Here is a 14,096-nt window from a genome sequence, read left to right as displayed (position 1 = left end):
AAGTTTTTTCGCCCTGCCCAACCCGTCCGCAACCGGGTTATCATCATGCCACCGCGCTCTCGCAGGCGAGCGCGACGCCGTCAATACAACCAACCAACCCCAGGAGCCCGACGCGATGACGAAACGCCTGACCGCCAAAGACTTTGACCCAGAAGTGCTGAAACTGTTCGACCAGTATGTGCATGGCCAGCTCGACCGTCGCGGCTTCCTGGCGCAGGCCGGCCGCTACGCCGTCGGCGGCGCCACCGCGGCCAGCCTGCTTTCCGCGCTGTCGCCGACCTTCGCAGCGCAAATCGTGGCGCCGGCCGATCCGCGCATCAAGGCGACGTATGCCGAGTACCCGTCGCCGAATGGTTACGGCAAGTTGCGCGGCTACCTGGTGCAGCCAGCCCACGTCAAAGGCAAGTTACCGGTGGTGCTGGTGGTGCACGAGAACCGCGGCCTCAACCCGCACATCGAAGACATCGCGCGCCGCCTGGCGGTGGACGGATTCATCGCCTTCGCGCCGGACGCCCTGTTCACGTTGGGCGGCTATCCGGGCGACGAAGACAAGGCGCGCGCGCTGTTTGCCAAGCTCGACCAAACCAAAACCCGCGCCGATTTCGTCGAAGCGGCGCACGTCGCCAAGTCCCTGCCGAACAGTAACGGCAAGGTCGGCGTGGTCGGCTTCTGCTGGGGCGGAGGCATCGCCAATTTTCTGGCCACTGCCGTACCCGACCTGGCCGCGTCGGTGCCGTTCTACGGCCAGCAGGCGCCGGCTTCGGAAGTCCCGAAAATCAAGGCGCCGCTGATGATCCACGACGCGGAAAAGGATGAGCGGGTGCGGGCGGGATGGCCGGCCTACGAGGCGGCGCTGAAAGCGGCAGGCGTGAATTACCAGTACTTCGTGTACGCGGGAGCCGAGCACGGCTTCAACAACGACACCACGCCGCGCTACGACGAGGCCGCCGCGAAGCTGGCGTGGCAGCGCACCGTCGACTTCTTCAAGGCGAAGCTGGCCGGCTGAACGGCGGCGGAGCAAGTCATCGGGGTCTGGTCCTGCGGACCTGACCCCATCTTCGATGTTCGGGCGCCACGGTGCGAAGGCGCTACAGGAAAAATCACGCAGCGCCAACAAACCCGGGGTCGGGTCCGTCGGACCTGACCCCAGCCCTTGGGCTGCGGCGCGTTCCCCACTTCACGCTGACCGAGCCATTGAAAATGGGGTCAGGTCCGCAGGACCAGACCCCAGCGCCGCTACTTGCCGCGTGGCGCCTTCTCTGCCTTGTCCGGCGGATTGGTTTGCATGAAGTCGATGTCCTCGTCGCTCAGCGGCACGTCCTCGAACGACTGAATCGAATCAGTGTCGATGTCGGCGCCGTCGCGCGTTGACGAATCGCGTCCCGCACTGGCGCGCTCGCCCGTGCCGCCCGAATCGCTGTCGCTGTCGAGGTTGGCGTCGCCCATGTCCGGGCCGGCGCTGTCGGTGCCGTGGCCGCGTTCGCTGTCCTCGCTGGTGCCGCGGTCCAGGTCCGGCAGCAGGTCGTCATCGACGCCCAGCGCGAAGCCCGGTCCGCCAACGACATCGCTGCCCGAATCGGAATTGTCGCTCGGTCCGAGCGCATCGGTGCCGTGCCCCTTGCCCAGGCTGCGGTCCGGCGGTTCCGGAAAATTGTCCGGATCTAATGTGCTGCTGCCACTCATAGGAACTCCCGAAAGGTTAGACAAATCATGATGGGAGCTTAACGAAATTTCCATTTTCGCGGCGCGCTCCACACGTCCGCCGCGCTCAGAACGCGTGCCGCATGCCCACGTTCAGCGCCGATGATCCATTGCCGTGCGACGAGGCGTTGCCGACCGTATAGCCGGCGCCGTTGCGGTTGGTGATGCGCGAATACGCGGCATAGAAATCGGTGCGGCGCGACATCGCATAGCTGGCGCCGAAGGCGACCTGGTTGGCGTCGAGGTTGGCCGGATCGCGGTCGTTCTTGCGAATGTACGACGCGAGGAAGGTGGTCGCGCCGACGGGCACCGCCAGGCCGACCAGCACGTCGCGGCTGTCGGTCGACGGTACCGATGCGATCGCGGCACTGTAGGGATTGTCCGGATTCCACAGCGGCGAACTGCCGGTCCCGCGGCTGATGCTGTACGCGGCGTAGGCGGTGGCGATCCCCACGCGCAGGTTGGCGGCGATGATCGAATTTTTCGCGTCCATGTTGTTGCCCATCGGCGTGGACGGCGCGATCTTGGTGAAGTTGCGGTTCTGGTGCGCCGCGCGCAGCGTCAACGGTCCCCGCTCGAGCCCGATCGACACGCCCCACGCGCGATTGCCGGACGGATCGCCCACCACCTCGCCGAAGCCATACGAGGCCGCGGCGGACACGCCGTGCACCTGGTTGGTGTAGTAGTGGATGCTGTTGTCGTCGCGGCGCCCGGAGGTGCCGATCAGGTTGGTCGCGCTGCCGGCTGTGCCGCCCTTGAACGGATCGCCGACATCGGTCAGCGCCGCGTGCTCCAGATTATCCTGGCGGCCCAGCGTCACGGTGCCCGCCTTGCCCTTCAGGCCAACGAACGCCTGGCGCAGCAGCCTGCCGTCCGGGCCGGAGCGGCCGGTGTCGGGCTGGACGCCCGCTTCGAGGGTGTAAATTGCCGACAGGCCGTCGCTGATCTGTTCGCTGCCGCGCACTCCGATGCGCGATTCGGTCGCGATACCGCCGTCGATGCGGGTCGTACAGCCGCCGTTGCAGCCGCGTTCGCTGACCACGCCGGCGTCGAGCACGCCGTACACGGTCGGCGGCGAACTTTGAGCCCACGCGCTGCCAAGGCTAGCGCCAAGCAGGGCGGCAACAAGGGCGGATTGTTTCATGCGTATGCTCCAAAACCAGGCAAAGTTGCCTGTACGCTTGCAATATCCGCTTTTATTGTCCCCCCATCTGTCGCCCAGACCACATAGCAGCCTCAAGCTTTCCTGTAAAGATGTCGGCCTTGTCTGACACTATTGCTCCTCAAAAACTCTCCCGGTTCGATGCGCCTCTGGCGCCCGCGCCTACACGTTAGCTGCCGCACAGACCATGGGGACGCGTGGCCGCATGCTGTTCGCATAGATCCAAAGGAGAAGCAATCGATGACAACCGACCCGTCCACCATCGGCGCGGCCAGCCCGGACGACGACAAAGCCCACCTCACCAGGAGCGAGGCGAAGGAAATTACGCGCGACGAAGGCGACACCGAACTGACGGCGTTCGTCGCGGCTTTGCAGATGCAGCGCCCGGTCAGCACCGACAAGGCTGCACTGCTGCTCGAGCACGTCATCAAGGAAACGATGTCGGCGACGGTCGGCTGGCTGGAGGGCCAGATGCGCGCCGATCACTGGGACCAATTCCTGAGCGAGGGTGAAACCCTGACGGATGTGGCGCAGCGCGCGCACAAGTACCTGGAATCGAACCAGGGCGTCGAACTGTTCAACCTGTTCGCCAAGACCTTCGCCAAAACCACCGGCGAGATGTTCGATTGACTGCCCCGGGTTCGCCCCGCGCTCACGGAAAGGTTCGACACCTCTTTGTTAAAACTTTCCATGGCCGGGAAGCGAGCGAATTATCTGGCGGCGAATCTTTGCTGTGCGTCCAAGGCTGGGGCATCGAAGGGGATGTACACGCCAACCGCTTGAGCCCGCGGCAAATTCTGATCGCGCTCGCGTCCGACTTGGAAAAATTCGCGATTGCGCCCGGCTCGCTGCACGAAAACATGGTGGTGTCACTTACGCCGGAACACATGTTTCGGCCCGGCGCCGCAATCCTCACCGACCGTGGTGTCGAGATCCGGCTGACCATGTACTGCGAACCATGCAGTCGCATCTCTCATTTGATTCCCAAGCTTCGCGACCTCGTTCAGCGCCGCGGCATTCTCGGTACGATTGCAAAAGGCGGCTCGATCAGCGCCGGCGATCTCTTCACGCTGCTTCCGGATCGGTACGCCCTGTTACCCGAGTCGCCCACTCGACGGTTCCGGGATTTTGTCGCCGCAATTCCGCCGGGAACAGTTGTTCGCTATGCCGACATAGCGGTCGGAATGGGAGTGGCGCACAGCTTCGTGCGTGCAATGCCTGGATACATCAAAAGGAATATCCACCAGGGTTTGCCCATGCACCGAATCGTCAACGCCAACGGCCAGTTGCTCGCCTACCTTCCAAATCAGGCAGAAAAGCTCACTGCCGAAGGCGTTCAGATTGAACGGGCCAAGGTGGATCTGCGAAGTTTTCTTTGGCAAGGGTGAGTACGACGACGTTCCCGCGCTCACATACGAGGCGGTGGCAACACGGCCAGGATCGCGTAAACCAAGGCGATCACCTCTGCAAAAACCCGCTTGCTGACGCTCGCCTCGACATCGGCAATGCAAAAGGCCGGATACAGCTTGTTGCCGCCGCCGGACCTCCGATCGACAGCTTCGGCGCCGGCCGCGCGAATAATTTCCCGTGCATCACGATGGCAAGGGCCACAAGTTGAGCGCCTGTCCAAACAAGATTTCGGCCCGCTCGGTTATTTCTGCTTCAGTCCATTTTTCCTTGCTTTGCAAATACCAATTCAAATTCAATAGGCTGTGCTTGCCTATTTGGGATCGCTTCCCTTCAACGAACTTAGCGTCCGCGGTCGCCGGCACATCCAGGAAGGGGCCATTGCTGACCGAGCTATTCAACTCTTGCGTGAGCAAGGTCAGATTTCCAAAACATTGGAGCACGTGATTTCGCCGCGCCAGCTCGTCATCTGAATCGATCAGCAATGGGTAGTGGGCCGTGCCCGCCCAGCCCTGCGGCAAGATGTGTTCGACGGTGAGCTTGTCCACGGTCGGGACAAGTATGGACTCGGTTCTGCTGGTGCGGCCGGCGACTTCGAGCGCGCGCAGGATGGCTGCGGTCTTCGCAGGTCGCAGCTCCTTGTATACCGGTCGGCGCATCCAGCTGTCGCGAAATTCGGCGTCGGTCGGCCAGCTCCCGCTGTGTCCCTGCAAACCGGTCAAATAGGTTCGCAATGCCTGGGCCGGGCGATTGGTTCCAGGCTGCGAGATTACCTCGAGCATGCGAAGAAAGATTCGGTTATACCCTTTCGCCGTAAATCCGCAGACATAACGACGGGTCAGATAGGAAGCCAAATCCTTCACCGCCTGCTCGAGCTCAGGATCGTCCGCGGCGTAGTGCTCGCGCAAGAATAAGTAAACAGGGGTTAAGGTGCTCACGTCCAGCACCTTCACCAGCCGGGCGAATTCAGCCAGGTAACCGCCTCCCTCGGGCGAAATTAACTCGCTGAAGTACCTGCTGGTAGTGACGATCTGCGCCAACGCGGTGTCGATGTCGCAGCGCGACGACTGCCACCATTCCTTGAATGCCTGGAATACATGACTCACCTTGGTTTCCTGCTTCCGACGAAGCACCGTATAGTGGAAGAAAAACAGGTCGATGCGCGGATGAGTGATGCGACCCTGCGTCTGTTTCTCTCTCCAGTACTTGTTGGCCGTCACCTTGTCGTTCTGGTCGCGTTGCTCGTCAAAGCCTTTCCAGAATTTCTCGTAGAGCCTCCCCACGTCCAATTCGCGGCGGGCGGCATCGAGGAAGACGAAGTTCCGCACCAGGTCGGACGCTAACAAAGGCTCCCCGCGCGCGTTCAGCGTTTCAAAGATGACCTGCGGATCGTCGTCGCCCTCGAGTGTCAGCGTCATGATCTGCACCGCTTCGAGCAGCGCCATGTACAGCGCCTGGGCCCGCTCGGCAGACAACGGCGGAAGATCGGCGACCGGGAGCCGCGGCGCGTTCTCGCGGCGGATGATGTGAATGACCGCGTCGGACAAAGTATCGTCGCCTTCAGCATCCATCAGGTCATCCAGCGGAACCCCGGCCAGGAAAGCGACGATCGCCTGGTGCAAGTAGAGGTAAGCCTGCACCATCAAGGGCCGATCGAACTTCTGTTTACCCGCTTTCACAGGAAATTCCGCGCAAACGGCGTCGGCCCCTGCTGCCTGGTTCAGGAAACCCATTTCGTCACGGCCAGCCTTGGTAGGCCATACTTTGTGAAAGTCGGACTCAACGGCGAACGGTCCCGAATTACGTACCAGCCCCGACAACATCTGCGAAATTTGAACGCTCCCCAGCTGTTCAGCCGCGTGACGAAACGCCAGCAACAGCAGGTGCAAGGTCGTGGTCCGCTGTTGGCCGTCAATCACCTCGTAAGCGTTGACCCTGCCGAAAGCGCTGGTAATGGGCGTGAGCACCACGGAGCCCAGAAAGTGCTTCCGGAGCGGCGCCAGCTGAGATGGGCTCGAAGATTTCAACAGCTCCTGGCGCTCGAGCCAGGCCGTGGCCCGCTCTTCGATATCCGCCCAAAGCGGCGCTACTTGTTTTTCGAGTGTCCAGACGTATCCGCGTTGGAACACCGGAATCAGGTATTGGCGAGGTGCGCTAAAAAGATTAATGGCTGAGGTTTTATCGGGTTGCAATTGGTTTTTCTCGTTGAAAGCTAAAGGCCGCGCGCTTGCGAATGAGCCCGGGTCCCGGAAGATTTTTTTCGCGTCGAATTTTCTGCAGGATCAGGCAGCCGTCGGGCGTTTCAGCACCGACGGTCTTTTGAAATTGCCGTTCTTGTCGAACATATGCTGATATCTCGCGTCGCACGCCGCCTCGATCTTGGACAACGATTCCGACTTGTTCAGTACGCCGCGCAAAACGCGCGCGGGAGTGCCCTTTTCGTCGAGCTGGTTCGTCTCCTCGGTGAAGCTGTACCAGGAGAAATCGACGACGGTCCGTTCCTTGTCGCCGTATCGAGCCACAATGCAGATATCGCCCGGCTGCAGCTCCAGCGCGAGTGCGGCTTGCGAACCCCTTGCCTCCAGGTCAAAAAATGCACCCGGCCCGAACAGCTTCTGATGGTCCCGGTTCACACAATTATTAAAAAACATCCCGTCTCCGCAATGAATAACCGGCCCAGCCTATCGCCCCGCCGCATTGCTGACAAAGTTACCATACAGATACAAACCGCGCATCCAAAAATGAAGGAACATTTCGCTCGAAAGAAACGAACCGTGATCATTCGCGCCGACGCGCGGTCAACGCTTTGCAGTGGAAAGGGTCGGGCCTGAATCGATCCGGCACAGTGCTGGATTGCCTTCATCGCGACTCCATTCGCACCAGCCGCCGTCATAAACCGCGATGCGGTCCCAGTTCATCAGCCACGCATAAAAGAACGCCAGCGAAGCGCGCCAGCCGGTGCCGCAATAGAACACCGTCTGGCGATCGGCATGGATGCCGGCGGCGTGCCACATCCGGCTGATGTCCGCCGCCGGTTTCATGCGGCCATCGTCATGGTGGAACTCGGTCATGCTATTGACGTCGTCGTCATCGCCGGCGCGGCCCCACAGGGCGCCGGCGATGTCGCCCCTGGCGTCGATGTAGCTGTAGCCTGATGTCTTGCCGATGTATTCGTTCCAGGTGCGGGTGCTGACCAGTGCGCCATCAGGCTGCTCCAGCAGGCTGCGCGCCTGCGCCATGTCGAACAGGTACTCGGGACGCGCGGGAAAGTCCGTGCCGAAATCCGCAGCTGCCGGATAGCGCCGCGGAAGCCCTTGCGAGACTGCCAGCCCTGCTCTGTTCCACCCAGCGAAGCCGCCATCGAGCAAGCGCACGTCGGTAACGCCGGCATACAGCAGCAGGTGCGCGGCGCGCGCAGCCGCCAAAGAATTGCGGCCGTACAGCACCACGGTGACATCGTGGCGAATGCCTTCGTTCAGCAGCAGCTGAAGCAGTTCGCGGTCGGACACCTTGTTCCACAGCGGGCCATGTTCAAGCTGCGCGGTGTCGATGTAGCCGGCGCCGGGGATATGGCCGGCGGCGAACGCGTCCGCCTCGCCGAATCCGATTTCGAACAGGCGCCACTCGCCAGCCGGCGCCGCGGTGATTGGCGCGCCCGCGACCAGTCCGGCCAGCCAGGCAGGCGTGACCAGCTGCCGCCAGCGATGCAGGTCGCGGCGGAAGCCGAAGGGCGCGATGGTGGCGGTGGTGTTCAAATGCGTGGACAGATAGGAAACGGCAGAATTCGCCTGTGGACGGCGGATTATACCGGTGTCCATCGAGGGGTCTGGTCCTGCGGACCTGACCCCATTTTGCTCCGGGCCTCTGAACTGACCGCTGCTGCATCCATACCTGCGACAAAAAACGGGGTCAGGTCCGCAGGACCAGACCCCAAACCCGCTGTTCCGCTGCTAGCCGCCTACCGCTTCAACTGCGACAGATCGCGCACGGCGCCGCGGTCGGCGGAAGTGGTCAGCGCCGCATATGCCTGCAGCGCCTGCGAAACGAAGCGCTGGCGGTTCACCGGCCGCCACGCGTCGTGGCCGCGCGCTTCCATCGCCGCGCGGCGATGCGCCAGGTCTTCGGGCGACACGCGCAAGTTGATCGTGCGCGACGGGATGTCGATGTCGATCATGTCGCCCTCCTCCACCAGCCCGATCGCGCCGCCCTCCGCCGCTTCAGGCGATGCGTGGCCGATCACCAGCCCGGACGAACCGCCGGAGAAGCGCCCGTCCGTGAACAGCGCGCACGCCTTGCCGAGGCCCTTCGACTTGATGTACGAGGTCGGGTACAGCATCTCCTGCATGCCCGGCCCGCCCTTCGGTCCTTCATAGCGGATGATGACGACGTCGCCGGCCTGCACCGCGTCGCCCAGGATCGCGTCCACCGCCGCGTCCTGGCTCTCGAACACGCGCGCCTTGCCGGAGAATGTGAGGATGCTCTCGTCCACGCCGGCTGTCTTCACAATGCAGCCCTTCTCCGCGATGTTCCCGTACAGGACCGCCAGGCCGCCGTCCTGCGAATATGCGTGCTCGCGATCGCGGATGCAGCCGGTCTTGCGGTCGATATCGTTCGCCTCATAACGCGCCGCCTGCGAGAATGCCACCTGCGACGCCACGCCGCCCGGCGCCGCGCGGAACAGCTTGTGGACCGCGGGATCGTCGCTGCGGCGGATGTCGTACTTCTCGATCGCCTCGCCCATCGACTTGCTGTGCACCGTCGGCAACGAGGTGTCGAGCAGGCCGGCGCGCGCCAGTTCGCCCAGGATCGCGATGATGCCGCCGGCGCGATGCACGTCCTCGATGTGGTACTTGTCCGTCATCGGCGCCACTTTGCACAGGCACGGCACCTTGCGCGAGATGCGGTCGATGTCGGCCATCGTAAATTCCACCTGCGCCTCGTGCGCCGCGGCCAGCAGGTGCAGCACCGTGTTGGTGGAGCCGCCCATCGACACATCCAGCACCATCGCGTTTTCGAACGCCGCCTTGGTGGCGATGCTGCGCGGGAGGACGGAATAATCGTCCTGCTCGTAATGGCGCTTGGCCAGTTCGACGATCAGCCGGCCGGCGCCCAGGAACAGCTCCTTGCGGTCGGCGTGGGTGGCGACGATGGTGCCGTTGCCCGGCAGCGCCAGGCCCAGCGCCTCGGTCAGGCAGTTCATCGAATTCGCGGTGAACATGCCGGAGCAGGAGCCGCAGGTGGGGCATGCCGAGCGCTCGATCTCCGCCACGTCCGCATCCGACACGGTGCTGTCGCCGGCCTTGATCATCGCGTCGATCAGGTCCAGCTTGATGATCTTCTTGTCGCCGTTGACGACCTTGACCACCTTGCCCGCCTCCATCGGCCCGCCGGACACGAACACCACGGGGATATTCAGGCGCATGGCGGCCATCAGCATGCCTGGCGTGATCTTGTCGCAGTTCGAGATGCACACCATCGCATCGGCGCAGTGGGCGTTGACCATGTACTCGACCGAGTCGGCGATCAGGTCGCGCGACGGCAGCGAGTACAGCATGCCGCCGTGGCCCATCGCGATGCCATCGTCGACCGCGATCGTGTTGAATTCTTTCGCCACACCGCCCGATGCTTCGATCTCGCGCGCCACCAGCTGGCCCAGGTCCTTCAGGTGCACGTGGCCCGGCACGAACTGCGTGAACGAGTTCACCACCGCGACGATCGGCTTGTCGAAGTCGCCGTCCTTCATGCCGGTGGCGCGCCACAGTGCGCGTGCGCCCGCCATGTTGCGGCCTTGGGTGGTGGTGTGGGAACGGTAGGTGGGCATGTGTATCTCCTGAGTGCTGCGAAAGAATTAAGAACCCAAGGGTGCCAAGTTATCATTGATATGTCCAATATGCGTTTCAGGCATCTGTGAGTCGCTCAACATATCAGCGAGCCTACCGCCCTTATTCGCATTGGCCAATTATTAATGTTTCCGTGTGGACATAGTGTGTTAGAGTCGATTGTCTTTCACCCTCTCGTTCACCGATGACCTTGCCTGCCCCGACTGCCGAAGACGACTTCCGCGCTGCGGTCCTTCATTTACGAGCGAACGATGGCGATGCGGTCGCCGCCCGTGCATTGTTTTCACGGGCAGCCGAGCGGGGACACGGACGTGCCCAGTTCAACCTCGCGCTGATGCTGCAGCGTGCATTGGGCGGCCCCGCAGATGCGGTCGGTGCGCGGCAATGGCTGACGCTCGCTGCTGAAAATGGTCATGCCGCGGCGCTTGAGGCGCTCAACAAACTGGCGCCGGAGACAAGTGCTGAGCACGTGGAGCGCCGCGAATTGTCGGCCAACCCGGAGCCGGCGACCGAAGCACCGGCAGAAAATAATACCGATCACGAAGCAAGTTGCGAACAGCCTGCCCCAGCTCCTTCCGCCACTGTTCCCCCGTCACCGGCGCCGGCCCGACGTTTTCGCACGCCGCTGTTCCTGCTCGCCGCAGCCCTCATCGTCGCAGGCGGCGCCGGCGCCGGCGCGAGCTATGGTTATCGGGCCTGGCGCAATGTCCAGGTTGTCGCTGCCGAAACTGGCCTGCAAGAACTGCTTGCCCAGCCTGTGTCTCTGGCATGGCTGTGGGCTCCGAATTCGCCGCGCGCACTTGCGGGTGTGCTGAGCGAGCCTGCGGTTAGTGAAGACCGCGTCGCTGCCGCAAACCTGTCGGCACTGTTCGCGCAGGTGCCCGCGAAGGCCGCCAACGCCGACTTCGTCCATGAAGCGTTTCTGTTTCCTTATCGCGTCGCGAGGCTGCACGCCTCCCTGGCGCTGAGTGTCGCGGCCGCTACTCCTGACGCGGCAGATGACGCCAGGAAGCAGCTTGCGGCTTTACATACGGGCCTGTCTGCCCTTCAGGGGTTCCGCCCGGAGTGGGTGACTGCGCACTACGACAACACTTGGCAGGGAAATCCCGAATTGCCTGACAGCCAGGCGAATGCCGATTTTCAGCGTCTGCCGAGCCTGGTAGATGAGATCAAGGTCGCGCTGGTCGGCCGCCTCGGCACCTATGGTCCCGCGCTCGAGGCCGACGCGCGGCAGATTGCGTCCGCAACCGCGCGACCGGCCCCGGTCGCATTTGCGACGCTTGCGCCGTCGCTTTTCGCTGGCGCGGATGCGGTCAGCGCGCGTCTGGCGGATACGCCAACCGACGCGGCCCGCATCGCCTCCCGTGACATTGTTTGCGACGTATTATGGTTGGCGCACTGGGTGGCGAGTACCAGGACCCTGGCCGATTCGCGGGTTCCTGCGTCCGATGTCTCCTATCGGCTTAACCGCGTGCGGCAGGCAATTCAAGCCGACACCTCGGGTGTTTACGGCCCCATGCGCGTGCCTGCCATTGCGTTGCTCCAGATGGCCGATGCGCTGTCGGCGCCAGTTGCGCGTACCACTTTCGAAGCAGAACTGGCTCGCAACAGCGCGCTGCTCCAGACGCTCAAGGCAGATCCCACGACCATCGTCTGGCGCCAGCGGCTGCCGGGCACGCCTGTGCGGCCCAACGAGGGTGACGAATATGAGCGTCTCGACGACGCCTTCAATGCGCTTAACGCAGCGCGAGACGGCGACCAGAAGCCAAACGACGCCATCGCACAAAATTTGCGGACCACGGTGGGCGAACTCAAGGTGGCGAATGTCGGCGTGGAAGGCGACGGCCCGTGGCGGGTCACTATCGGAACATCCGCAAGTCCGTTCCGCATGCAATGGCTGGTGCCGAGCGAACTGATCAGTCCGGACGAAATAACGAAGGCCGAGCCAGTTATCCTGTTGAAATACAAGAACGAGCGGCTGTCGATTACTGGTGTTGCACTGGTAACTAAAAATTCGATCGCCTTCCAGACGCTCAACCGCACGCTGCCGCTCGAAATGAACGAAGCGACAGCCCAACGCTGGCGCCAGGATTTTGTCGCGCGCATGAATGCTGAACGCGACCGCATCAAAGCTGAAGAGGAAAAGCTGGCGCGCGAACAGGCGGCGGCTGAGAAGGAGCGCGTCGCAAGACTGCGCAAGGACGAGGTTTACGAGTACGCCTTCCAGATCACGCAGTCCATGAATCGCCATCCCGGCTGCCAAGGCATCGGCCAGCAGTTGCTCTTGCTGGCCGAACCGGATGCGCGCATTCCCGATGATTTGCGCATGAGACGGGTAAACAACACGATCAACCACATGCCGGCGATGTGTGTGCAATGAGGCGATAAGAAGAACGTCTGATCTGACCGGCCGTGGGGCGCGCGTCGACGCCATTCGCGCCCGGCTTGGTGACGGGCATGAAAAAAGCCCGCTGCGTGCGGGCTTTCAAACAGTTTGCTGGCTTGCCAATCAGGCGCGCTTATTCTTCGCCGATTTGCGCCGCGACGCAACCACGCCGAGCAGGCCGAGGCCGAGCAGCGCAACGGATTCGACACACCAACGAAGGCGGCGTAGCATGAAAGCGGGCTATCTCCCGCGCCGCCTCCAGCCCAACAGAAGGGGCTGGGAGCGGCAGCGGGAATAACCCTTCGTCGCATCTCAACATTTATTCAGTAATCGCTAATCCAGGCATGCGGCTCGAGGTTCACCGTCGAGCCACCTCTCACGGAGGAATTATGCAAGCGCAACTTATCACCTATCATTTAAAAGATATCTCGCAAGCAGAATATTTTAAACAAATGGTAGAGCCAGACGCCCCAGTGCTGGCCAAAGTACCTGGTTTGATTTCAAAAGTTTGGCTGGCGGATGAAGAGAAGAATACTTTTGGAGGTTTCTACTTGTGGGAAAGCAAGACTGCAATGGAAGACTTTATGCATTCCGATCTTGTCAAAGCAGTCGTGAGCCGACCGTTCGTGATCAACGTTTCTTCGGTGGACTTCGAAGTAAATCAAAAGGCATCATTAATTACCAGGGGACTCAAATAGGGGCAGCAAAGGCGGCAAACATGAACAATTGCTAACCGCCTCTCTTCTTCCCACTCGATGGAAGGGGAGCTTACTGATGTGCTGACGCCGGAAGCGGTGTCAATAGAATCCTCCTATGAAAAAAGCGCCTCATAAATCATCTACCCAGCTTTCTACCCATGTTTGTCGCAAAGAGAGACTATGGCCGTTTAGGGCCATACTTAACAAATATATGAGTCAATATTTACAACTCATAGTGAAGATGTCCACACATCGACAGCCGTTCTCGAATAGTCGACTTAATATGTAGATCTCACATCCGTACCTTTATCCCACCTCGACTGCCAGTGGCTTAAAAAGGAATTTGCCAATGGCGAATTATTCCAAACGACTAGAACATTTTCACTATTAGACTTAGCGGCCGCACGACTATAGTTAAAACTACCATTTTGCACCGTTCTATCGTCGCAAACTATGAATTTGTCATGATGAATCGGGTACGCGGAAATAGTTCGCGCCGGTATATTCGAGTTCACAAGAAGGTTGAGCGCCGCGATGCTCGCCTTACCTTTATTTCCCTTTTCGTCAACCACTACTTGGACATCGACTCCCCGCCTCTTGGCAGCAATTAAGGCGCTAACAATTGCCGGCGAAGTGAACGAATAGGCAGCCAAACGAAGCCTTTTTTCAGAGGAATCGATTACCTTCACAACCAATTCCTCACTTCCTCCATTTGGAGAGAATGCTGTCTCGATAACGCCTTGCCCCTGAACCTTAACACCTGGGTTTTTCATGCCAGACGCGAGGGCGTTTATCGGATGTGGTGACCCACCGTGCGCCGGAAGAAGTGTAAACAATAAAAGAAGGCTAGCACAGAGGCGTTTCATTACCATTTCAAAGTCGCTTCCAAGGAAAAACAAAAA

12 protein-coding genes are annotated in these 14,096 nt (G+C 61.2%); 5 read left to right on the top strand and 7 right to left on the bottom strand.

Annotated elements, in window-relative coordinates:
* Positions 1–115: 115 nt before the first annotated feature.
* Positions 116–1,006 carry a dienelactone hydrolase family protein gene (locus Q4S45_RS04650; RefSeq protein ID WP_305509597.1) on the top strand — a complete coding sequence of 297 codons (891 nt, stop codon included), beginning with the start codon at positions 116–118 and terminating at the stop codon, positions 1,004–1,006.
* A 230-nt stretch (positions 1,007–1,236) separates the two neighbouring features.
* On the opposite strand, the gene Q4S45_RS04645 is transcribed toward Q4S45_RS04650, so the two are convergent.
* Together Q4S45_RS04645 and Q4S45_RS04640 are read right to left on the bottom strand one after the other, a co-directional pair.
* The gene (locus Q4S45_RS04645; RefSeq protein ID WP_305509595.1) at positions 1,237–1,683 is read right to left on the bottom strand and encodes a hypothetical protein; all 447 of its coding nucleotides are present in this window, start codon (positions 1,681–1,683) and stop codon (positions 1,237–1,239) included.
* 85 nt (positions 1,684–1,768) lie between these two features.
* Positions 1,769–2,845, bottom strand: a complete 1,077-nt coding sequence (locus Q4S45_RS04640) for a porin (RefSeq protein ID WP_305509593.1) — start codon at positions 2,843–2,845, stop codon at positions 1,769–1,771.
* Positions 2,846–3,103: 258 nt separating this feature from the next.
* On the opposite strand from Q4S45_RS04640, the gene Q4S45_RS04635 reads away from it, so the two are divergent.
* Positions 3,104–3,493 carry a hypothetical protein gene (locus Q4S45_RS04635; RefSeq protein ID WP_305509591.1) on the top strand — a complete coding sequence of 130 codons (390 nt, stop codon included), beginning with the start codon at positions 3,104–3,106 and terminating at the stop codon, positions 3,491–3,493.
* The gene (locus tag Q4S45_RS04630; protein WP_305509589.1) at positions 3,490–4,251 is read left to right on the top strand and encodes an MGMT family protein; all 762 of its coding nucleotides are present in this window, start codon (positions 3,490–3,492) and stop codon (positions 4,249–4,251) included. Before Q4S45_RS04635 ends, Q4S45_RS04630 begins: the two co-directional genes overlap by 4 nt.
* Positions 4,252–4,455: 204 nt before the next feature.
* On the opposite strand, the gene Q4S45_RS04625 is transcribed toward Q4S45_RS04630, so the two are convergent.
* The 4 genes from Q4S45_RS04625 to ilvD all read right to left on the bottom strand — a co-directional run bounded on the left by Q4S45_RS04625 (position 4,456) and on the right by ilvD (position 10,091).
* Complete coding sequence (locus Q4S45_RS04625) at positions 4,456–6,462, bottom strand: DUF262 domain-containing HNH endonuclease family protein (protein WP_305509587.1); 2,007 nt, start codon at positions 6,460–6,462, stop codon at positions 4,456–4,458.
* Positions 6,463–6,552: 90 nt separating this feature from the next.
* Positions 6,553–6,921 (bottom strand): hypothetical protein, encoded by a 369-nt coding sequence (locus tag Q4S45_RS04620; protein WP_305509585.1) that lies wholly within the window; start codon positions 6,919–6,921, stop codon positions 6,553–6,555.
* A gap of 147 nt (positions 6,922–7,068) precedes the next feature.
* The gene (locus Q4S45_RS04615; protein WP_305509583.1) at positions 7,069–8,088 is read right to left on the bottom strand and encodes a sulfurtransferase; all 1,020 of its coding nucleotides are present in this window, start codon (positions 8,086–8,088) and stop codon (positions 7,069–7,071) included.
* 140 nt (positions 8,089–8,228) lie between these two features.
* Positions 8,229–10,091 (bottom strand): dihydroxy-acid dehydratase, encoded by a 1,863-nt coding sequence (gene ilvD / locus Q4S45_RS04610; protein WP_305509581.1) that lies wholly within the window; start codon positions 10,089–10,091, stop codon positions 8,229–8,231.
* 203 nt (positions 10,092–10,294) lie between these two features.
* On the opposite strand from ilvD, the gene Q4S45_RS04605 reads away from it, so the two are divergent.
* On the top strand, positions 10,295–12,490 hold the full coding sequence (locus tag Q4S45_RS04605) for a tetratricopeptide repeat protein (protein ID WP_305509580.1): 2,196 nt from the start codon (positions 10,295–10,297) through the stop codon (positions 12,488–12,490).
* Between the two features lie 395 nt (positions 12,491–12,885).
* The gene (locus Q4S45_RS04600) at positions 12,886–13,194 is read left to right on the top strand and encodes a YdhR family protein (protein ID WP_305509578.1); all 309 of its coding nucleotides are present in this window, start codon (positions 12,886–12,888) and stop codon (positions 13,192–13,194) included.
* 278 nt (positions 13,195–13,472) lie between these two features.
* Here Q4S45_RS04600 and Q4S45_RS04595 read toward each other — a convergent pair whose 3' ends face one another.
* Positions 13,473–13,967, bottom strand: coding sequence for a phospholipase D family protein (locus tag Q4S45_RS04595; protein ID WP_374046077.1), 495 nt, complete (start codon positions 13,965–13,967; stop codon positions 13,473–13,475).
* Positions 13,968–14,096 lie beyond the last annotated feature (129 nt).

It is taken from the genome of Massilia sp. R2A-15, from assembly GCF_030704305.1.
Classification (GTDB): domain Bacteria; phylum Pseudomonadota; class Gammaproteobacteria; order Burkholderiales; family Burkholderiaceae_D; genus JAFCUW01.
This window is presented reverse-complemented; position numbering and strand designations above follow the sequence as displayed.

Excerpts from the sequence above, each read along its gene's own strand:
- Q4S45_RS04615 (WP_305509583.1), bottom strand. The coding sequence starts at position 8,088 with ATGGACACCGGTATAATCCGCCGTCCACAGGCGAATTCTGCCGTTTCC.
- Q4S45_RS04635 (WP_305509591.1), top strand. The coding sequence starts at position 3,104 with ATGACAACCGACCCGTCCACCATCGGCGCGGCCAGCCCGGACGACGAC.
- Q4S45_RS04600 (WP_305509578.1), top strand. The coding sequence starts at position 12,886 with ATGCAAGCGCAACTTATCACCTATCATTTAAAAGATATCTCGCAAGCA.
- Q4S45_RS04620 (WP_305509585.1), bottom strand. The coding sequence starts at position 6,921 with ATGTTTTTTAATAATTGTGTGAACCGGGACCATCAGAAGCTGTTCGGG.
- Q4S45_RS04645 (WP_305509595.1), bottom strand. The coding sequence starts at position 1,683 with ATGAGTGGCAGCAGCACATTAGATCCGGACAATTTTCCGGAACCGCCG.
- ilvD (WP_305509581.1), bottom strand. The coding sequence starts at position 10,091 with ATGCCCACCTACCGTTCCCACACCACCACCCAAGGCCGCAACATGGCG.
- Q4S45_RS04650 (WP_305509597.1), top strand. The coding sequence starts at position 116 with ATGACGAAACGCCTGACCGCCAAAGACTTTGACCCAGAAGTGCTGAAA.
- Q4S45_RS04605 (WP_305509580.1), top strand. The coding sequence starts at position 10,295 with ATGACCTTGCCTGCCCCGACTGCCGAAGACGACTTCCGCGCTGCGGTC.
- Q4S45_RS04595 (WP_374046077.1), bottom strand. The coding sequence starts at position 13,967 with ATGAAAAACCCAGGTGTTAAGGTTCAGGGGCAAGGCGTTATCGAGACA.
- Q4S45_RS04640 (WP_305509593.1), bottom strand. The coding sequence starts at position 2,845 with ATGAAACAATCCGCCCTTGTTGCCGCCCTGCTTGGCGCTAGCCTTGGC.